The organism is Kamptonema formosum PCC 10802 (assembly GCF_000332335.1).
In the GTDB taxonomy this organism is placed as follows: Bacteria; Cyanobacteriota; Cyanobacteriia; order Cyanobacteriales; family Oscillatoriaceae; genus Oscillatoria.
Genome location: NZ_KB235948.1, coordinates 3,960,100 through 3,980,095 on the forward strand (window position 1 = coordinate 3,960,100; position 19,996 = coordinate 3,980,095).

Consider the following 19,996-nt stretch of genomic DNA (forward strand, 5'->3'; position numbering starts at 1 on the left):
CGCTACATTTTTTGCGATTATGGTAAGCTGCGCCAAAAAAGCTCTCGCGTCACGCAAATGGAAGGTTTATCCCACATACTAGAGATTGCCCAGACCTCAACCCCCAGCGCCTCACTGCAATCCTTTTCCCGAAAAGCCAGCCTTGCGATAGCCCTGATTGGCTGTGCTGTCCTCTTGGGTTGGATATTCGACATCGCAACCCTCAAAAGCCTCTTGCCCGGACTGGTCAGTATGAAAGCCAACACAGCCATTTGCTTCATTCTCACTGGAGTCTCCTTGCGGCTGTGGCACTTGGGAAGCCAGCGAGCGGGCCAGCCTCTCGCACGCCGAATCGGATCTGGCTCGGCGGAAAGCGGGAGAAACTCTCTTGCTTCTCCCCTGTTGCTTGTTTCTTCTTGCTTAGCAATTACCGTCATTCTTATCAGTCTGCTCACCCTGATTCAGTACAGCTTTCAGGCAGACTTTGGCATTGATGAACTCCTGTTCAAAGACAGCGCCAGCGCAGTTGCAACCTCCGCCCCAGGACGGATGGCACCCAATACCGCCCTGGCTTTTCTCTTGCTAGGCTCTGCCCTACTTCTGCTGAGTGCGCCCCGCCCCAACTATCTTCCCGCCCAGTTCTTTAGTTTGGGAGCGTTCTTGATTGGCTTCCTGGGTTTCTTAGGCTATGTTTATGGCAATACCTATTTTTACAAAGCCGGCTCCTCCTACACAGCAATGGCGGCGCACACAGCCTTTGCCTTCATTTTACTGTGCCTCGGCATTCTCTTTGCCCGTCCAGACCGGGGCTTGATGGCGCTTATCGCCAGCGATCATGCCGGCGGAATCATGGCCAGACGGCTGTCCCCAGCTGTGACAGCTATTCCGCCAGCTGTGGGCTATTTAATATTAGCCTGGTATCGCTCGAATGTCTACACTGCCGAAATGGCGATCTCGCTGTTTTGCATCTTGACCGTCATCATTTTCGCCGCCCTGATTTGGTGGAATGCCAGAGCCCTGGGTATTGTCGATGGCCAGCGCTGGCGAGCGGAAGCCGCCCTCAAACAGGTGAATGAACAGCTAGAAAATAGAGTGGAGGATCGCACAGCACAGCTTCTGAAAGCCAACGATGAATTGCAAAAAGAGATCGCCGAGCGCCAGAAAAGCTATAACCTGTTGCAGGCTGTCATTGAAAGCACAACCGATGCCATTTTTGTCAAGGATATTGAGGGGCGCTACCTAATGGTTAACGCGGCCAGTGCCCCGATGCTTGGAAAGCCGGTGGGAGAGATTGTCGGGCGGGAGGACAGCGATTTTTTGCCGCCAGAAGTCGCCCGTAAAGTCAGGGAGATAGACCGGAAAATTCTGACAGAGGGCGCGGAAAAAATCCTTGAAGAAGATGTCTCGATAGTGGGAGATAAGCGGACGTATCTCTCTACGAAAAGCGTTTGGCGGGACGCGCAAGGAAATATTATGGGGCTGGTTGGAATTGCGCGGGACATCACCCCCCGCGTACAGGTAGAAGAAGCGCTGCGGCAATCCGAGGCGCGATATCGAGAGCAGGCCACTCAGCTGCAAAAAACTTTACGCGAACTGCAGCGCACTCAAGCTCAACTGATTCAAACTGAAAAAATCTCCAGTCTGGGGCAGCTGGTTGCCGGTCTCGCCCACGAAATTAATAACCCCATCAATTTCATCTACGGCAATATCACTCACGCCAGTCAGTACGCTCAAGACTTGCTCAACCTCATCAACCTCTACATCAAGCACTATCCCAGCCCCGCGCCGGAAATTCAAGCGGAAATAGAAGCCACTGACCTCGATTTTCTCGCCGAAGACTTGCCCAAACTGCTTTCCTCTATGAAGCTGGGCGCTGACCGCATCCGCGAGCTTGTCGTGTCCTTGCGCAACTTCTCCCGCTTGGATGAAGCCCAGATGAAGCCGGTGGACATTCACGAAGGAATTGACAGCACCCTGCTGATTTTGCAGCACCGGCTCAAAGCCAAGACAGAACGTCCCGGCATTGAGGTCATCAAAGAATATGGCAATTTGCCAGAGGTGGAATGTTACCCCGGGCAGCTCAACCAGGTGTTTATGAATATTTTGGCTAATGCCATCGACGCCCTGGAAGAATACAGCCGGCTGCAATTGCTTTCTGAAAACCGGCAGCATCGCAGCACCATCCGTATCCGCACCGAACAGATCAACGAGGACTGGATTTCCATCCGAATTGCCGACAGCGGTGCTGGCATTCCAGAGCAAGTCAAGCAGAGACTTTTTGACCCCTTTTTTACCACCAAGCCGGTCGGCAAAGGCACGGGGTTGGGTCTGTCTATTAGCTATCAGATTGTCGTGGAAAAACACAAGGGGCGGTTGAAGTTCATTTCCGCTCTCGGTGAGGGGACAGAGTTTGTCATAGAAATTCCCCTCCGGCAACCCTGTGAGTAAAAGTGGGGTGCGTTAATAACGCTTAATAACGCACCCCACCCACTCAGCTCTCCCCTCCCTTTCGGATAAATTGCTTCAAAATCTCCCCAGGACTGCGGTCCCAAGTGTCGATATGCTCGTATATCAAGCCATCAGGGTTCAGTTTGTACGTCGAGTAGCCATTGAAAAACACGCGAGCTTTCCAGGGAACTCGCAAAACCCCGCGAACAGTCCAATTGGCTAAAATCGTGTCCTCCGCTGTCTGATTCACGTCGTGAAGGTCGAAATACAATTCCGTAAAGAAGAGCTGGCCGTGAAATCGCAGCGTCCAAAAGATAATCCGGTAATTAAATTTCCATTTAAACGTGTTAACCGGGTCTTTAAAGTAGATATCGTTCGTGTAGATGTCGTAGGAGATATCTCTCTCAAAAAGCGCCGGCAAGTCCTTTTCGAGCGTCTCCACTACCCCTTTTACCTGCAATTGATATTCGCTCACGCCAACCCCCTCACTCTTTAACATCGCTATTATATAGCAGTTCTAAATGATTTGCGCAACCGCTGGGTGCCCAGAAACCCGGTTTCTTAAAGAAACCGGGTTTCTGAAATTTTCCCCTCGTTTCCCCTCCTTCCCAGCCTCAGGCTGGGAACGCCGCTTTTGGAGGCTCTGCCTCCTAGCACACCTTGGGTAAAATAGTATTAGCCCGGGCCTGAAAAAAGATTGCGAAACACCCCGATCGAACGCCGCAAAAGTTCGGAAGCGGGATATTTCAAGGAGCGAGGCGGTAAAATCTCTGCTCCTGGTAGCGTCAGCTGCGCAACAGAAGGAAATTCTGCCGCATCTTTATAAGGACCGGCTCGCAACACCTTCCCCAGAGCGCCGCCATCCTCTCGCAAACCTTCATAAAAAAACAGCACCTCCCCTTGAATCCCGCGAGAGCGATTGTACTCAATCGCCCGCAACAAATACTCGGGGCTAATCCGGTACGAACCCAGCTTTATCAAAATGCCGGGAGCGAGCTTTAGCCGCTGTTCAGGCGCAAACTGCTCGCTCACCAGCCGGTCGATAATACTTTTATAACTATTAAAGTCGCGGCGATATACCTGCGGGTGGATAATATCCACCAGCCCCCGCTCAACCCAACCTTTCGAGTCTTGCAGGTATTCATCCAGACTCCACTTGTAGATACTCGGAGCCAGCGACACAATTAAATTTGGCTTGGCGCTCTTGACTTCTCGGTAAAGATGTGCTAAAAAATCTGTAAGAATATCCGCACGCCACTGCACCCATTGCGGGTCTTTGGGGTTGTGCGGCGGATTGCAATTAAACGCCTTGCAGTAGCGATCCACAGTTGCCGAGTCGTAACCCCCTTCGCAGGGAAACGCCGGCATTCGGTCATCTCCTTGAATGCCGTCAATGTCGTAATTGCTGGCAACTTCCACCACCAAACTCAAGAGGAATTTCTGCACCTCCGGATCGAGGGCGTTCATCCACTCAAAGCCATTCTTTTTCAGCAGCTTGCCGGTGATATCGCGAGCCGCCCACTCCGGTTTTTTGGCCAGCATGTGACCGCCATTCAGATTGTAGGAACTGGCGAATCCGTATTCAAACCAGGGTATCACAGCCAGGCGGTGCCGGCCAGCCTCTTCAATCAATTCTGCCAAAGGATCGCGACCGGCATAAAGCGGGTCAATCTCCACCCCAAACGTCTCCCGCATCACTGGACTGGGATAGAGAGTGCGAGCCTTATTCCAAACCACGGGAAACACCACATTAAATCCCGTATCGGCGAGGAAGTCCATCGCCTCAGCAATTCTTTGCCTTGACGTGAGAACCTTACTGTCAGTATTCGTCAGCCAAACGCCGCGCGTTTCCATAGTTTTGCCATCCAGAAAATGGGGGGATGGGGAATCTCCCCCTCTCCCCCTCTAACCTAAGCTTTATCCGATTGAGCGGATATTTCAGGAGGTTCTGGCCCGCCTGCCGGCACGGGAATAGCCTGACCCGTGCGCTCTCGCCACCACGCCAGCAGCGTACTGGCAATAAAAATGCTCGAATAAGCGCCGGCAGTGAAGCCAATAATCAGAGCCAGGGCAAAATATTTCAGCGTTTCCCCCCCAAACAGAAAGATAGAAAATAGCGTCAGCAGTACGGTGAGGGTCGTGTTGATCGAGCGGGTGAGCGTTTGATTCACCGCATCATCAACAATCTGGTTAATGTGCTGGTTTGGATGGAGGTTAATCACCTCCCGCACCCGGTCGTAGATCACCACCGTATCGTTAACCGAGAACCCGATAATTGTGAGCAGGGCGACGATAAACAAGCTGTCCACTTCCACGCCCAGCACCAAGCCGAGAATCGAAAAAATGCCAACCGTAATCAAAACGTCGTGGAACAGGGCCACGAAGGCAAAAAAGGCGTAATCTAGCTGGAACCGAAACGTCAGGTAAACCGTGATGCCGGCGAAAGAGACAATCACCGCCAGCAGCCCAGAGGCAAAAATCTGACCTCCCAGAGTCGGGCCAACCGTGTCAATTTTGGTTTTCTTCGGGTCAAAGGCACCAATTTTTTCACTCAGCGCCGTTTGCAGCTGGGTGCGCCGCTCCACATCTAATGTTTTTGTGCGGATCGAAACGGCATATCGGTCTACCACTTGGATGCTGCTGTTGGCCAACCCCTGGGCGTCCATCACTTGCCGGACGGCGGCGAGATCGATCGGGCGAGCGCAATTGTTGGGTTTTGTGCAGTCGAGCTCAAACTCCAGCCGCGTCCCGCCGATGAAATCCAGACTGGGACGCAGGGGGGCGCGGATATCTGGCCGCGTCCAAGAAATGGCCATCGCAATCAGCCCGCTGAGGATGATGGCTGCAGACAGCGCCCACCAAAACGAGCGCTGTTTGATCACATTCAATTTCATCTGGCTGCCTCCGCCTAAGATTTAGTTGCCACCGGCAGGTTGGGACAAAAGAGTTGCGGTTTGCGCAACTCTGGAAAGCCGAGGGCGAATAACAGCAGGGTGCGACTGCAGGTAATGGCGGTAAACATACTCACCGCCACCCCCAGTCCGAGAGTCAGGGCAAAGCCCTTCACCAGACCGGTTCCCAGCCAGAACAGCGCCGCACAGGCAATCACCGTCGTCACGTTGCCGTCTAGAATGCTGGAGAAGGCGCGGTAAAAACCGGACTCAACCGAGCGGTACAGCGTCTTGCCGGTTCGCAGTTCTTCCCTTGTGCGCTCAAAAATCAGCACGTTGGCGTCAACCGCCATGCCGATGCTGAGGATAAAACCGGCAATTCCTGGCAAAGTCAGGGTGACGCCCAGCAGCGCAAAACTGGCCATTGTCAGCAGGGCGTAGATTGTCAGCGCCACATCCGCGATCAGCCCGGGCAGCCGGTAGTAGACTCCCATGAATACCAGCACCAACGCTAGCCCGCCAATCCCGGCATAGATGCTGCGCTTGATGCTGTCTCGTCCCAGCGTCGCGCCCACAGTGCGGTTTTCCACAATTTCCACCGGCACCGGCAGCGCCCCGCCCCGCAGCTGCACCCCCAGTTCGTTGGCGGATTCTGCGGTAAAGTTGCCGGTAATCACCGCCCTGCCGCCGGTGATGCCGGTTTGCGCAAATTCCGGCCCGACTACGGGAGCGCTTATCAGCTTATTATCGAGGAAAATGCCAATTCGGCGTCCTGTGCCGGCCAGATTTTTGGTCAGCTCCGCAAATTTTTCGCCCCCCTCGGCATCAAAGTTGAGGCCCACCTCCCAGCGGTTGCCGGCTGATGTCGGTTGAGCGTAGGCATCTTTGAGGTTTTTGCCGGTTAATCCCACGCTTTCATAGAGTTTGGTGGAGAGCGCCTCTACTTGCTCATTTTTCTGTTTGAGAGCGGCTTCGTTTTGTGCCACTGCCGCTGCGTCTCCCTTCCCTTCCAACTCCGCCTGTTTGGACAGTAATTGCTGGAATTCTTGCTTTCTGACATCCAATTCAGCTGTCAGTTCCCCATTGTTTGTTTCTTTGCGGAACTCCAGCTGCGCCGTGCCGCCGAGCACGCGCTCTGCCTGTTGGGGGTCGCTCACCCCGGGCAGCTGCACGAGAATTTGATCTGAACCGGATGTCTGGACTAAGGCTTCCGACACGCCCAGCCCGTTCACCCGATTTTCTACCACCTTTTGAACCGCTTCCAAAACGCGAGCGTCAATTGTTTTCACCTGTTCGGAAGGTTTCACCTGAATGGTCAGCTGCGACCCTCCCTGCAGGTCCAGCCCCAGCCGGATCGGAACCGTAGCCAGCACCGCTATTGCGGCGATTGCCAGGACGGCGATTAATGCCATTAATGAAGTCTGTTTTTGCATGCTCCCAACCGATTTTAGATTTTAGATTTTAGATTTTAGATTTTAGATTTTAGATTTTAGATTTTAGATTTCATCCAAAACCCTCCCACCAAAATCTCTCAATTTTAGATTTTAGCTTTCTGATTTTAGATTCTTTCCTTCTCTTTTTCATCCAAAATCCCCATCCAAAATCCAAAATCTCTTTCTCTTAGATTTTAGCTTTTAGCTTTTAGATTTCCCACTTCTCTTTTCAATCCAAAATCCAAAATCCAAAATCCAAAATCTCTTAAACTCGCAGGCCCACCATTTTCCGCACCGCTTCCACAATTTGCTCGGGCTGCACGATTGTCAGGCGTTCCAGGGTGCCGTTGTAAGGCGTTGGAATATCCTGAGAGGACAGCCGCAGCACCGGCGCATCCAGCTCGTCAAACAGCCGGTCGTTAATCGAGGCAATGACTTCCGCCGCAATGCCGCCGGTTTTCATGCACTCCTCCACCACAATCACCCGGTGGGTTTTGCGGATGGAGGCACCGATGGTCTCAAAGTCAAGGGGTTTGAGGGAAATCAGGTCGATCACTTCCGGGTCGAAGCCCTCCTTTTCCAGCGTTTTCACTGCTTGCGTGACGTGGTGGCGCATGCGGGAATAGGTGAGGATTGTGACATCTTTGCCTTTGCGCACCACTTCCGCCTTGTCCAGGGGCAGCAGGTACTCTTCCTCAGGCAGGTCTTCTTTGAGGTTGTACAGGAGGACGTGCTCGAAGAACAGCACCGGATTTTCGTCGCGGATGGCGGATTTTAGCAGACCTTTGGCGTTGTAGGGAGTCGAGCAGGCGACGATTTTCAAACCCGGAACCGCCTGGAAGTATGCTTCTAGGCGCTGGGAGTGCTCTGCCCCCAGCTGCCGCCCCACACCCCCCGGACCGCGAATCACCATTGGGATTTTGAAGTTGCCGCCGGAAGTATAGCGCAACATGCCGGCATTGTTGGAAATTTGGTTGAAGGCGAGCAGCAGGAAGCCCATATTCATGCCTTCGATAATGGGCCGCAGGCCACTCATTGCCGCTCCCACCGCCATGCCGGTGAAGCTATTTTCGGCGATCGGCGTGTCCAGAACCCGCAGTTCGCCATATTTTTTGTATAAGTCTTTTGTGACTTTATAGGAGCCCCCGTAGTGGCCCACGTCTTCGCCGAGGACGAATACGGTTGGGTCGCGCTCCATTTCTTCATCTATGGCTGCCCGGAGGGCGTTAAAGAAAAGCGTTTCGGCCATTTTCTAAGCAGTTTAATTGGTCAAACTCCTATTATAGCAATAAACAGTCAGTTTAGGGGATTTTGGATGCAAGGATTTGGGATGCAAGGATTTGGGATTGGGGATACAAAGATGCAAGGATTGGGGATGAATTGCTTCTGCCCCACGCCCGATGCCCCATACCCTATGCCCGCCAAATCTTGAGGGTGCCGTCCCCACTGCCACTGACCAGGGTGCGGCCATCGGGACTGAAGGCGACCGTCATCACTGCGTGTGACTGCTGGGAGTCTCCCGTGAGGGTGTGCAGTCGCTCCCCTGTGCCGGTGTCCCAAATCGCTGTGGTGCCGTCCCCGCTGCCACTGGCGACTGTCTGGCCTTTCGGGCTGAAGGCGACGGCATAAACCGCATCGGCATGACCTTTCAGGGTGTGGCATTCCGTGCCTGCCGGCAGGTGCCACAGCTTGACTGTCCTGTCCCCACTGCCGGTGGCCAGCATCTCGCCGCCCGGGCTGATGGCGGCGGAGTAAACGGCGTCCGCATGGCCACTGAGGGTGTGCGACTGCTGGAACCCGCCGGCACTGAGCTGCCAGAGTTTGACGCTGCTGTCCCGGTGACCGCTGGCCAGAAGTTTGCCGTCGGGGCTGACCGCCACAGCGTTCACCGGCGCAGATGGCTCGCAGGCGCTGCCCAGCAGCACGCCGGTGCGCACCTGCCAGAGGTGGAGGGTTCCCCCACTGCCACCGCCGGCTCCGGAGGGCCCAGAGCGGGCCGGTGTGGCAAATACGGTATCGGAAAAGGAGTCATCGCTGCCCGAAATCAGGGTTTGGCCATCGGGGGTGAAGGCGAGGCCGGTGACTCGCCCGCCCCCCCGGAGGCTGCGCAGCGGCGATCCTTGCGGTCGCCGGTACGCGCCGGAGGGCAGCTGCCACAGATCGACGGTGCCGTCAGGAGCGCCAATTGCCAGAATCTGGCCATCGGGACTGATGGCAGCGGCGTTGACGCCTAAGGGATAGCCAAACAGGCTGTGCAGCCGTTCGCCTGTTTCCAAGTGCCACAGCTTGACGGCACTGTCGCAGCTGCCGCTGACCAGAATCTGGCCGTCGGGGCTGAATGCCAGACCGGCCACTGGGCCTGAACGTTCGGAAATGGTGCGAATTAGTTGGGCGTTTTGCCAAGACATGGGGATAGGGATCGCCGGTGCGTCTGCTTAAATGGTGGGGTGTGTCAGGTGGGCTGCGCCCCAATCGCCGCACCCGATCGATAATTTGATTCTAATCAGGATTTAGACGGATTTTACAGGAACTCGCCCAGCAGTCGCGCCGAAACAGCGCGGCTTTTCCTGGGGGGTGAGTCAGGCGTGGCGCTTTTGGTGCCACTGCCATGCGTGAGCCACAATTTCACTTAAGTTGGGGTACTCCGGACGCCAGCCCAAGATGTTTCTGGCTCTGTCGCTGCTGCCTACGAGCACCGGCGGATCGCCCGCGCGCCGCTCGCACTCCACCGTTTTAATCTCCCGTCCGGTTACCGACCGGGCTGTTTCTATCACTTCTCTGACAGAAAAGCCACTGCCATTTCCCAAGTTAAATACTTCACTTTTTCCACCTTTCAACAAATACTCTATCCCCAAAACATGGGCGGATGCCAGATCGTTGACGTGAATGTAGTCTCGAATGCAAGTGCCATCTGGGTTGGGGTAATCCGTGCCAAAAATCGAGATGGATTCCCGTTTGCCCAGGGCTGCTAGCAACAGCAGCGGAATCAGGTGAGTTTCTGGCGCGTGGTCCTCCCCCAGCAACCCGCTCGGATCGGCACCGGCAGCATTAAAGTAGCGGAAACAAACTGATTTTAAGTTGTGCGCGACATCAAAATCAGATAGAATTCGCTCCACCATCCACTTGCTCCTGGCGTAGGGACTGATGGGATTTTCGGGATGCTCTTCCGGAATGGGAAGGATGCTGGGAATTCCGTAGAGGGCGCAAGTGGAAGAAAACACCAGTTTGTCCACTCCCGCTGCCTGCATCGCTTCCAGAAGCGTTAAAGTGCCGGTGACGTTATTGCGGTAGTATTTGCCCGGATGGTTGACGGACTCACCGACAGCAATATAAGCAGCAAAGTGCATTACCGCTGCAATCGGGTGCTCCGCAAACAGCCGGTCGAGCAAGGCGCGGTCGTTCGTATCCCCCTCAATCAGCTCGACCTGCAGCACCTTATCTACAATATCCCGGTGCCCGTACTCCAGGTTGTCCAGAATGACCACCGGATAGCCGGCGCGTTGCAGCGCCAGCACTGCATGGCAGCCAATATATCCGGCTCCACCCGTTACTAAAATCGTTGGTTTAACTTGTGACACTTTTAATCCGTTGCAATTGATTTGAGTTAATATACTAGCGCTTCTAAATGATTCGTACCAGCAAGAGATGGGGCAGCCACGGGGGGACTGCCCCTACAGTTACTGTTCAAATGATTTAGAGGCGCTATAGAATCTTTGCCGGCACCTGAGGAGCAGTCCCTGATGTTCTGTTTCCTCCCCTCATCCCAAAGTGCCGGCGGTGACAGGGGTGAGGAGTAGCAGCCGTGCGACACTTCGGTTTACTTCTTACCGGCTTTGACGAGGTTTCCCAGTTTCTTGCGAACCTTTCTGTTGTAAACACTCACAAATCGCTGGGCGTCCTGCACTTGCAGCGAAACTTCCGCCGCCAGTCCGGTTACGCCTTCCACCTCGCGCAAAAACTTTCGCCGGCAGAAATTCATCGGTTCCGAGTACACCCTGGAAGTGGACAGCGTTGGTTTCGGCCCGCACCAGTGTATCACAGTGGCGTCGTCGTCGAGCACCTCCGGCCCGGTTTCCCCCACCGGAAAGCGCTTTCTCAGCTCCTCCTGGTCGAAATCTGGCACGAGCAGCTGCATGTATTCTTTTCCCACGCGAATCCTCCCCTGTTCAGCCGCCCGGAAAATCATAAAATTCAAGAATCCCATCTCTCCATATTTAAATACCCCAGGATACTTTTCTGTAAAATCTAAAATTTCTATATACTCAGACAGAGGGAAAACATCTCGCGTCCCGAAGAACATCCCCGTGCAGTAATAGTCATCTCGATACTTCTGCCAGGGGAAGTCGGGAAAATGCTTCTCCATCTCCCGAATCTCAAAGAAAAACTTAGCGACGGACTCTTCAGAATACTTGTAGCGAGGCCGGTCTACAATCAGGTCAAAATCCTTAAAATTCGCATACTTCAGGAGGTCCCCCCAAATTATTGTATCGGCATCCAGCATCAGGAAGTGCTTCCACGGGCTTTCCCAAAATCCGATCATCTTGGTTTTTCCCCAGCCAAAGCTTCTGCGCCTGAGAACCTCGTGGGTGACGCTGCTGTGATTGATGACCCTAGCGCCATAGGCTTTTTCCGCATCAGCCACAGAAAATGTGCCGTCCACCAGCAGGCAGATCGGAACATCGCCCAGGAAATGCCTGATGCTGGCACAGCAACCCTTGGCAAACAAGTAATCCGAGGCACAGCAGGCCACAATGATGCCAAAATCTTCCATAATCGCCGATCCTAATTCCTGACGGGGTGAGAGAGGGGTTGACCGACCCGAGGGGGCGGACTTGAGTTGGTTGATCGCAAACCTAAACCCAGCATAGCTAACAGACGCGGATTTCTGTGGGCAGCCCCCCAAAGTCCTGTTGGCCTTTGGAGTTTAGTGGCTCTCTGCCCACCCAAGCTCTCTACCCTTTTAGCCCACAGGTCTTTTATAGGCTAGCAGAAAGTCGCAAGCCACGGGCGGAATTGTTAAAAGTTTGTAACAAAAGCAGCCCGATTAAAATTTTTATGATAATTTTACCGATAAACAGGCAGGGTGTTTTTTAGCCGCTTTGGCGGCATGTTGAGGTGGAACCTCTTCTCACCAGAGGCTCCCATGAGTCACCATAGACTGAGATGCGGTAACGGTTTGTGGCGAGAAGCCACACTTTGGGCAAATGGAACGCGATAGCATAGCTGTACTGATAACTTGCCATAACCGCCGGCAGAAGACCTTGGCCTGTCTGGCGGCGCTGTTCAGTCAGGTTCTCCCACCTGAGGTGGATCTGGGCGTATATCTGGTGGATGACGGCAGCACCGACGGCACAGCAGAGGCTGTGCGGCAGGCTTACCCGCAGGTGAGGGTTCTCCAGGGGGATGGGAGTCTGTTCTGGAACGGGGGGATGCGGCGGGCCTTTGACGCCGCTGTCAAGGACGCCCCCGACTATTACCTGTGGCTCAACGATGACACCTTGCTCGACCCAGAAGCCGTGAGCGCCCTGCTGGCCACATACCGCAGGCTGGCTGAGCTTGGCGGTGAGCGAGCCATTGTCACCGGATCTACCCGCGATCCAGATACCGGCAAACACACCTATGGAGGTGTGGTGCGCAGCAATTGGTGGCATCCTTTCCAATATCGCTTGCTCGAACCGGCTCAAGAGCCTCAGCGCTGTGATAGCATGTGTGGGAACTGTGTCCTGATCCCGCTCGCCGTCGCCCAACGGGTGGGAAATTTAGACCCAGCTTTCATCCACTATGCAGCCGACTGGGACTACGGTTTGCGAGCTAGACAAAAAGGATGCTCGGTCTGGATAGCTCCAGGCTATCAGGCAACCTGTTCGTCAAACCCCAAGCCGGCTTCCAAAACGGAGGCGCAGTTGCGCGAGCAATTAAATAAGGTCAGCCAACCTAAGGGGCTGGCACTCCAAGATGTCACCCTTCAACCGATGGAAGAGTGGAAGGTGCTGGCCCACAGGCACGGCGGGCCGCTGTGGCCGATATTTTGGCTGCTGCCGTATCGGAGGGTGCTTTGGATCTCTTTAGTGGGCCGGTTGAAGGGACATGGGGCGTGAGAGTCTTTTTTGTTTTAGATAAGCTAAATTGAAGGTTGCAAGGGATACGGCGCTATAACTTGCACCAGCATTCGAGATAACTCAGGGGAAACCGTATGGAGGATCTCCGTATCGCTTGGCTTGTTCCTTCAGTAGAATTGGGGGCGTACTGGCAGCCCGTCTTAAAAGAATTCACGAAGGTGTATAAGAATACAATCTTTTACACCGGCCAGGTGTGGCCAGGATTCGACCCAACTGCTCCTGGTGCCTCTGCAATCCAGTTAGTAGGAGAGACGAAGTTTGTCGAAACCACTAAGATAAAGACGGGCTACGATCGTGGCTTCATCGTAGTGTCGCCGAGTATCGTCGTGGATTTGCTGAAGTTTAAGCCTGACCTGATTTTTGCCCAGGCTTTCTCCCTGTGGACTGTACTGGCGGTGCTGCTCCAGCCAATAGGCCGGTGGCGGACTGTTATTATTTACGACGGGAGCTCGCCCAATACAGACTTTCGCGATTCCGGTTTTCGTTCCTTCGCCCGCCGGATACTGGCTCGCTTTGCTGAGGCTTTTGTTTCCAACAGTCAGGCGGGAACGAAATATCTGATGGAAGTTCTCAACGCAAAGCCAGACAGAGTTTTCACCAGAACCTATTTGGTTCCGGATGCGGAAGCTTTGCTGCAACGGCTTGAAAAGTCTGAACTCCCAGAGCTAAAATTGCAGCATCCAATTTTTCTGTATGTGGGGCGAATCTCACAGAGAAAAGGACTGAAGACTCTTCTAGAAGCGTGCTCTATTCTTAAAAATCAGGGATACTCCAACTATACGCTGCTCATCGTGGGTGAGGGGGACCAGCGCCCAGAACTGGAAGCCTTTATTAAAGAGCGCAATATTGAAGATCGGGTAACGTGGGCGGGATGGGTCGATTACGGACGTCTGGGGGCGTACTTCAGTCAGGCCGATGTTTTTGTATTTCCTACTTATGAGGATGTCTGGGGGATGGTGGTGCCGGAAGCTATGGTGTTCGGCAAACCTGTCCTGTGCTCAAAAGGAGCGGCAGCCGCTGAACTGATCCAAGAAGGGGAGAACGGTTACATTTTTGACCCCCACAATCCAAAAGAACTCGCTCACGTCATGGGCATCCTTTTGGACAATCCAGAATTAATCGCCTCAATGGGCGAGCGCTCGCACCAGCTGATTGCTAAGATAACGCCAGAGTCAGCGGCACAAGCTTTCGTCGAGGTGACATCTTTTGTTATGGGCAATCGGTGAGGTGATGGCTGCATGAAAATCCTTTTATCTTGCTTCGCCTGCGAACCGGGCAGCGGCTCCGAGGAGGGTGTAGGCTGGAATACGGTGTTGCAGACCGCCAAGTACGGCGAGGTTTGGGTGCTGACTCGAACCTTTTACCGCTCTGCCATTGAGGCAGAACTCAGCCGCAACCCGTTGCCCAACCTGCACTTTGTCTACATCGAGCCCCTCAACTGGAGCGAGGATTTTAGAGGCCGGCAAGGGGGTCTGCAACTTCATTACTACCTCTGGCAGATCCTGGCATATTTCAAGGCGCGGTCACTGCACCGGCAGATTGGCTTTGACATCGTGCGCCACGTCACCTATGTGAAATTTTGGTCGCCCAGCTTTGTCTCGCTGCTGCCAGTTCCGTTTATTTGGGGGCCGGTGGGCGGCGGAGAAGCCGCACCCAAAACGTTTTGGCAGGATTTCAGCCTGCGGGCAAAGATTTACGAAACAGCGCGAGACTTTGGCCAGCGGCTGGGTGAGAGCGATCCCTTTGCCCGCCTGACGGCGCGGCGCAGCTTTTTAGCGCAGGCGACAACGGAAGATACCGCCAAGCGGGTGATAAAAATGGGGGCCAAAAATGTCCGGGTGTTTTCCGAGGCCGGTTTGTCGAAACAAGAAATAGCGCGTCTGGCACAGTACCCGATGCCCGACGCCCCCCCAGTCAGGTTCATCAGCATGGGCCGGCTGTTGCACTGGAAAGGCTATCACCTGTCGGTGCGTGCCTTCGCCCAAGCGGGGATCTTGGATGCCGAATACTGGCTGCTGGGGGACGGGCCTGAACGACAGCAGCTCCAGTCTCTGGTTGAAGAGCTCGGTGTTGCTTCCCGGGTGAAACTTTGGGGAAGGCTGCCACGGGAAGAGAGTTTGCGCAAGCTAGGGCAGTCCCACGTCCTGGTACACCCCAGCCTGCACGACTCTGGGGGGTGGACGTGCCTGGAAGGGATGGCGGCGGGGCGTCCAGTCATCTGCCTGGATCTCGGCGGACCGGCCACCCAGATTACAGAGGAAACCGGCATCAAGGTGCCGGCACCCGATCCCGACCGGGCTGTGCTAGGCTTGGCGGAGGCCATGATTCGCCTGGCCGGCGACCCTGTGCTGCGCCAGCGCATGGGTGAGGCGGGACAGCAGCGGGTGAGGGAGGTCTTTGACTGGGATGTCAAAGGTCAATTTTTTGCCAAACTGTGCGAAGATATTCTGGCTGGCAAATTCGTAAGCGGGTAGGCGCAAAAAAACACTCATTGAAAAACCCGGTTTCTTAAAGAAACCGGGTTTTGGAAAGTTCCTCATTTCCCACTGGCGCTGTTTCCCGCGAGGGTGCGGGTCAAGTCATCCCAGAAACCGGGTTTCTTTGAATGGGAGCCGCGTTCATTATGGCGTTCTAGCCTCAGGGCGGCTGCCGGCACGGAGATGCCCCCGATTTGTTACCGATTAAGAAGAATACAGGACTCGCTCTCTAGGAGGGCTGAGATCCTAACTTCCAACTTTATCCGTACCGTTTCTCTTCCTCTGGAGGAGTAGCTTCTAAAGGATCAAATTTCCGGAATTTGAATGCCTGTAATATAAACAGGAAAATATACAGGGGATTTAACAGGATGTATCGCCTCCAGAGACGCCTCGGTTCTTGCACAAGCCGGAAAAACCATTCCAGACCAATCTGGGACAGAAACTCCGGGGCTTTCGGCAATTTGCCGGCGTGAAAATCAAAAGCTGCACCCACAGCCATCGCCGGCATGGAGAGAGCGTCGCCATTTTCATACACCCACACCTCTTGCCTGGGGCACCCCAATCCCACGAAGGTAATAGAGGCACCGCTATTGCGAATTTGTGCTATAATCTCCTGATTTTCTTCTGCAGAGACTTGCCGGAATTTAGAAGGCTGAGTCCCTGCAATCACCAGTTTGGGAAACCGGGCGCAAAGATTGTTGGATAAAGGTTCCAGCACAGAAGGGCTACTGCCGTACAAGTAGATGGGCAGTCCCTCTCGGGCGGCGCGTTCGCAGACTCGCAACATAGTCTTTGGCCCGCACACCTGATCGGGAAGCCGCGTTTTGTAAAGCAAATTCAAAGCCCAGCGCACAGGCTGGCCGTCCGGCAACACCAGGTCAAAATCATTCAGGCGATAGCGATGGGTTTTATCCAGGACTCCAGTCATCACCCCATGAACGGCTAGGGCGGAAACTTTCATTCTCCTGCCTTCATGGGCGGCTGCAATAATTTTATCGACAGCCGCCTCGTAATCAAGAGCGTTTACCCAGACGCCCAGGAGATTTTTTTTCCCCTTATCAATCATTGGACAGCCTCTTCGCTCCAACGTTCCAGGTTAAATTCGTAAATCTCCTGCAAGATTTGCCGCACGTTATATTTCTGCTTCCAGTTGGGATAGTGGCTGCTGAATTTGCCGTTATCGCTGATCCACCAGATATGGTCGCCTATGCGATTCTGCTCCACATAGTTCCAATTGAGCTTCCGACCGGCAATCTCCTCGCACATTTGGATCGCTTCCAGCATTGAGCAGTTGCTGTACCGCCCGCCTCCGCTGTTGTACACTTCCCCGCTGCGCGGAGCCTTATAAAACTCATAAAAGGCGTTAATCAGATCGGCGCTGTGGATATTGTCGCGGACTTGCTTGCCTTTGTAGCCAAACACCTTATAAGGTTTGCCCGTCACGGCACACTTCATCAAGTAGGCCAGGAAGCCGTGCAATTCCGCACCGGAGTGCGTTGGGCCCGTGAGGCATCCGCCGCGAAAGCACCCACTTTTCAGTCCGAAATAGCGCCCGTATTCCTGTACCAGAACGTCCGCCGCTACCTTGGATGCGCCAAACAAGCTATGCAGCGTCTGGTCTACCGACATATCTTCCCGGATGCCCCCATAATAGGTGTGACTGGAGTCGATTTCCCAGCGATATTCCAATTCCACCAAAGGCAGGCGATTGGGCGTATCCCCGTACACCTTGTTGGTTGAGGTAAAGATAAAAACGGCTTCTGGCGCATATTGGCGGGTCGCTTCCAGCATGTTGAGCGTCCCATTGGCATTTACGGTAAAGTCCGTTTTTGGCTCCCGCGCCGCCCAGTCGTGGGAGGGCTGAGCTGCTGTGTGAATCACCAACTCAATATCCGAACCGTATTGCTTAAAAACCTGGGTTATGGCTTCATAATCCCGAATATCGGCAGTGACGTGGTGATACTTGGCTCCTAACGACTTCTCCAGCCGCTGCCGGTTCCAGCTGGTGGAAGCCTCCGCGCCAAAGAAATAGCTGCGCATGTCATTGTCGATTCCCACTACGTCAAAGCCCTGATTGGCAAAGAACGCAGATGCCTCAGAACCGATAAGTCCGGCTGAGCCGGTGATGATAGCAATGCTCACAGTTGACTTCCCAAAACAATAAAGGTTTTATGTTTAGAGCGTCCCGCCAGTGCGTGCCTTTGTGGCGTCTGCCGTCTTCGCCCCAGACCCCATCCGTGCTGTAGATCCCCCCTGGCCGCACTTTGCCATTGGTTTTTGCCAGAGTGCTGCTAGTTTTTTACCATGATAGTGCAGCTTTTGTTTGCGCTGGCAACTCGGGTCTGGGCCGCTCACTTCCGATGGGCGACAAACACTTTTTCTGGTTGTGATGCTAGCATCACAACCGGCTCACTTTGCAACAGTCCCATCCCTGTTTCCCTGCCGGTCGGAGGCTGGCTGGTGGGCTGCACAGGAGAAACGGCACCACTAGCGGCGCTCCTGTTAAATTTTGTGCCGGCTAATTTAAGTAGATTTACGGATGACAGCTGAGTTTTTAACAGGTAAGCGATTGACCCAATCAGGAGTTTTTAGCGCACAATTAGGTGCCCTGTCAACAGTTTAGTACGGTTGAGAGCAGTTGCGAAGACTCTTGACAAAAGATTAAGGAAACTTAAGAGCGAGCCGGAGGCGCACAGCAGAGCCCCGGCGAAGCCATTACACAGCCCGACAGGCGGCGGCAATGGGACACCGGCAGCGTCGCGCCACAGCCGGGCCCGCCGGTGAGCCCGAAGCTGTTAAACTAGCATTCGCTACCCTTATTTTTCCCAAATCGAGTCTGTTGATAACCATGCAGGGGACAGAACGGCCCATCGGTGTGGATTTGTTTGCCGGTGCCGGCGGCATGAGCCTCGGCTTTGAACAAGCAGGGTTTGATGTCCGAGCTGCCGTCGAGCTTGACCCCATCCACTGCGCCACCCACGAGTTTAACTTCCCATTTTGGCCTGTCCTGTGCAAAAGTGTCGCCGAGACTGCCGCAGGGGATATCAGAAACCTGCCTGATATTGGCGAGCGGGACATCGACGCCGTGTTTGGTGGCCCTCCCTGCCAAGGCTTCTCCCCGATCGGCAAACGCGCCCCAGATGACCCCCGCAACGCCCTGGTTTTTCACTTCCTGCGCCTCGTCTTGGAGCTGCGACCGAAATACTTTGTCATGGAAAACGTGCGGGGACTCACCACCGGCAATCACCGGAAATTCCTCCTGGAAATTATACAGGAATTGAAGTCTGGCGGCTACCAGGTCGAAGAAAATTACAAAGTTCTCAATGCCGCTGACTATGGCGTGCCGCAGCATCGGGAAAGGTTATTTCTCCTGGGATGCCGGCAGGGTTTGCCCCTGCCCAAATACCCCCAACCCATTGCCAAACCCGCTTCATCTAAGGGTAAGAATTACAGCCAGCTGTCGTTTTTTCCCGCCGGCCCGACGGTGTGGGACGCTATCGGAGATTTGCCGGAAGTTGGAGATTGCCCAGAATTGCTAACAAGAGACTGGGCGATAGCAGAGTTTTCAAAACCGAGCCATTACGCCGGTCAGCTGCGCGGTTTTTATCCTGTAGAGGGCGATTACTCTGCCCCGCGCGAATTCGATTCCCAGCTTCTCACTTCCAGTCTGGCGACAGATCACACCCCAGAATCTGTAAAAAGATTTGCCGCCACTTTACCGGGCGAAACCGAGCCGGTCAGTCGCTTTCACAAGCTCGACGCTCACGGGATTTGCAACACCCTGAGAGCCGGAACCGCCAGCAATCGCGGCGCTTTCACCTCTCCTCGACCGATTCATCCCTATCAACCCCGCTGCATCACCGTGCGCGAGGCGGCGCGGCTGCACTCCTACCCCGACTGGTTTCGCTTCCACGTCACCAAATGGCACGGATTCCGGCAAGTGGGAAATTCGGTGCCCCCCCTGCTAGCAAAAGCCGTGGCGTCAGAGATTGTCCGCGCTCTCGGCGTGATGCCGGTGAAGCCAAAAGACAAGAGGGAGCTAGGAGATGAAAAGTTCCTGCAGATGAATATGTCTCAAGCCGCTCAGCGTTACGGTGTCGCCCCACAGGTGATAGAGCCGAGAATCAGACGGAACAGACAAAAAAGTCAGTAGCGTCAGGTGCTGAGAAACCCAGTTTCTTTAAGAAACCGGGTTTCAAAGGTCGCACTTCACCCAACTGAAAACCGCTCTATTCCCGCACCCCACTCAAACGGCGTCAGCGAGCTAATACAGCGGTTTTAGCCCTGTCATTCAATAGCAGTTTGCCCTCTCCATCCACACTAAAGTCTTTCCCCGGCACAAATCCCTTGCTAATCAACCGCTTGTACGCAGCTGCTGAAATGATTTTTTGCACTTCCTGCATGACATCGGCAGGAATAATGTGTTGCGCGCTCCAGAAAAACGAGTCAGTGTCTGACCAGAAGAGCAAACGCTCTATACTGACGATCGTGACGCCAGCTACCTCTTCCAGGGTGAGCTGGCTTCTCAGATGGGCTATGAGGGCAGAGCCTATCTCCCTGTTTCGGGCTCTCATCGCCAGAGTTAACTTCCTGCTTTCGCGTTCTAGCTCTAACTGGTTCATACTTGGCTGTTAAGTTTTTATTCCTAA

General features: G+C 54.2%; 16 protein-coding genes. 5 read left to right on the forward strand and 11 right to left on the reverse strand.

The annotated features are described in order from the left end of the window. The first annotated feature begins 57 nt into the window (after nt 1-57). Nucleotides 58-2,427, forward strand: a complete 2,370-nt coding sequence (locus OSC10802_RS0117040) for a PAS domain-containing sensor histidine kinase (protein WP_155968817.1) — start codon at nt 58-60, stop codon at nt 2,425-2,427. Nucleotides 2,428-2,470: 43 nt separating this feature from the next. On the opposite strand, the gene OSC10802_RS0117045 is transcribed toward OSC10802_RS0117040, so the two are convergent. The 8 genes from OSC10802_RS0117045 to OSC10802_RS0117080 all read right to left on the reverse strand — a co-directional run bounded on the left by OSC10802_RS0117045 (nt 2,471) and on the right by OSC10802_RS0117080 (nt 11,522). After that, on the reverse strand, nt 2,471-2,926 hold the full coding sequence (locus OSC10802_RS0117045; RefSeq protein ID WP_017717979.1) for a C6orf136 family protein: 456 nt from the start codon (nt 2,924-2,926) through the stop codon (nt 2,471-2,473). A gap of 176 nt (nt 2,927-3,102) precedes the next feature. Next, nucleotides 3,103-4,281 (reverse strand): glycoside hydrolase family 10-like protein, encoded by a 1,179-nt coding sequence (locus OSC10802_RS0117050; protein WP_026098571.1) that lies wholly within the window; start codon nt 4,279-4,281, stop codon nt 3,103-3,105. Nucleotides 4,282-4,337: 56 nt separating this feature from the next. Next, entirely contained in the window at nt 4,338-5,321 is a 984-nt protein-coding gene (gene secF, locus OSC10802_RS0117055) for a protein translocase subunit SecF (RefSeq protein ID WP_017717981.1), read from the reverse strand. 14 nt (nt 5,322-5,335) lie between these two features. Next, a complete protein-coding gene (secD, locus tag OSC10802_RS0117060) occupies nt 5,336-6,751 on the reverse strand; it encodes a protein translocase subunit SecD (RefSeq protein ID WP_017717982.1) in 1,416 nt (471 codons plus the stop codon). A 265-nt stretch (nt 6,752-7,016) separates the two neighbouring features. Next, nucleotides 7,017-8,000, reverse strand: a complete 984-nt coding sequence (locus OSC10802_RS0117065) for an alpha-ketoacid dehydrogenase subunit beta (protein ID WP_017717983.1) — start codon at nt 7,998-8,000, stop codon at nt 7,017-7,019. Nucleotides 8,001-8,163: 163 nt separating this feature from the next. After that, the gene (locus tag OSC10802_RS40630; RefSeq protein WP_017717984.1) at nt 8,164-9,159 is read right to left on the reverse strand and encodes a WD40 repeat domain-containing protein; all 996 of its coding nucleotides are present in this window, start codon (nt 9,157-9,159) and stop codon (nt 8,164-8,166) included. Nucleotides 9,160-9,330: 171 nt separating this feature from the next. Further along, the gene (galE, locus tag OSC10802_RS0117075) at nt 9,331-10,329 is read right to left on the reverse strand and encodes a UDP-glucose 4-epimerase GalE (RefSeq protein ID WP_017717985.1); all 999 of its coding nucleotides are present in this window, start codon (nt 10,327-10,329) and stop codon (nt 9,331-9,333) included. Nucleotides 10,330-10,568: 239 nt separating this feature from the next. Then, on the reverse strand, nt 10,569-11,522 hold the full coding sequence (locus tag OSC10802_RS0117080) for a hypothetical protein (RefSeq protein ID WP_017717986.1): 954 nt from the start codon (nt 11,520-11,522) through the stop codon (nt 10,569-10,571). Between the two features lie 433 nt (nt 11,523-11,955). On the opposite strand from OSC10802_RS0117080, the gene OSC10802_RS0117085 reads away from it, so the two are divergent. The 3 genes from OSC10802_RS0117085 to OSC10802_RS0117095 all read left to right on the forward strand — a co-directional run bounded on the left by OSC10802_RS0117085 (nt 11,956) and on the right by OSC10802_RS0117095 (nt 15,344). After that, on the forward strand, nt 11,956-12,849 hold the full coding sequence (locus tag OSC10802_RS0117085) for a glycosyltransferase family 2 protein (RefSeq protein ID WP_017717987.1): 894 nt from the start codon (nt 11,956-11,958) through the stop codon (nt 12,847-12,849). 95 nt (nt 12,850-12,944) lie between these two features. Next, on the forward strand, nt 12,945-14,096 hold the full coding sequence (locus OSC10802_RS0117090) for a glycosyltransferase family 4 protein (protein ID WP_017717988.1): 1,152 nt from the start codon (nt 12,945-12,947) through the stop codon (nt 14,094-14,096). Between the two features lie 12 nt (nt 14,097-14,108). Further along, a complete protein-coding gene (locus OSC10802_RS0117095) occupies nt 14,109-15,344 on the forward strand; it encodes a glycosyltransferase family 4 protein (protein ID WP_017717989.1) in 1,236 nt (411 codons plus the stop codon). A 262-nt stretch (nt 15,345-15,606) separates the two neighbouring features. On the opposite strand, the gene OSC10802_RS0117100 is transcribed toward OSC10802_RS0117095, so the two are convergent. Beyond that, nucleotides 15,607-16,413 (reverse strand): WecB/TagA/CpsF family glycosyltransferase, encoded by an 807-nt coding sequence (locus OSC10802_RS0117100; protein ID WP_017717990.1) that lies wholly within the window; start codon nt 16,411-16,413, stop codon nt 15,607-15,609. Continuing rightward, nucleotides 16,410-17,489: an NAD-dependent epimerase/dehydratase family protein gene (locus OSC10802_RS0117105; protein ID WP_017717991.1), complete on the reverse strand. Its 1,080-nt coding sequence runs from the start codon at nt 17,487-17,489 to the stop codon at nt 16,410-16,412. Before OSC10802_RS0117105 ends, OSC10802_RS0117100 begins: the two co-directional genes overlap by 4 nt. 598 nt (nt 17,490-18,087) lie before the next feature. Here OSC10802_RS0117105 and OSC10802_RS0117115 point away from each other — a divergent pair. Continuing rightward, nucleotides 18,088-19,500, forward strand: coding sequence for a DNA cytosine methyltransferase (locus OSC10802_RS0117115; RefSeq protein WP_017717993.1), 1,413 nt, complete (start codon nt 18,088-18,090; stop codon nt 19,498-19,500). A gap of 103 nt (nt 19,501-19,603) precedes the next feature. On the opposite strand, the gene OSC10802_RS0117120 is transcribed toward OSC10802_RS0117115, so the two are convergent. After that, the gene (locus OSC10802_RS0117120) at nt 19,604-19,969 is read right to left on the reverse strand and encodes a hypothetical protein (RefSeq protein WP_017717994.1); all 366 of its coding nucleotides are present in this window, start codon (nt 19,967-19,969) and stop codon (nt 19,604-19,606) included. Nucleotides 19,970-19,996: the final 27 nt, after the last annotated feature.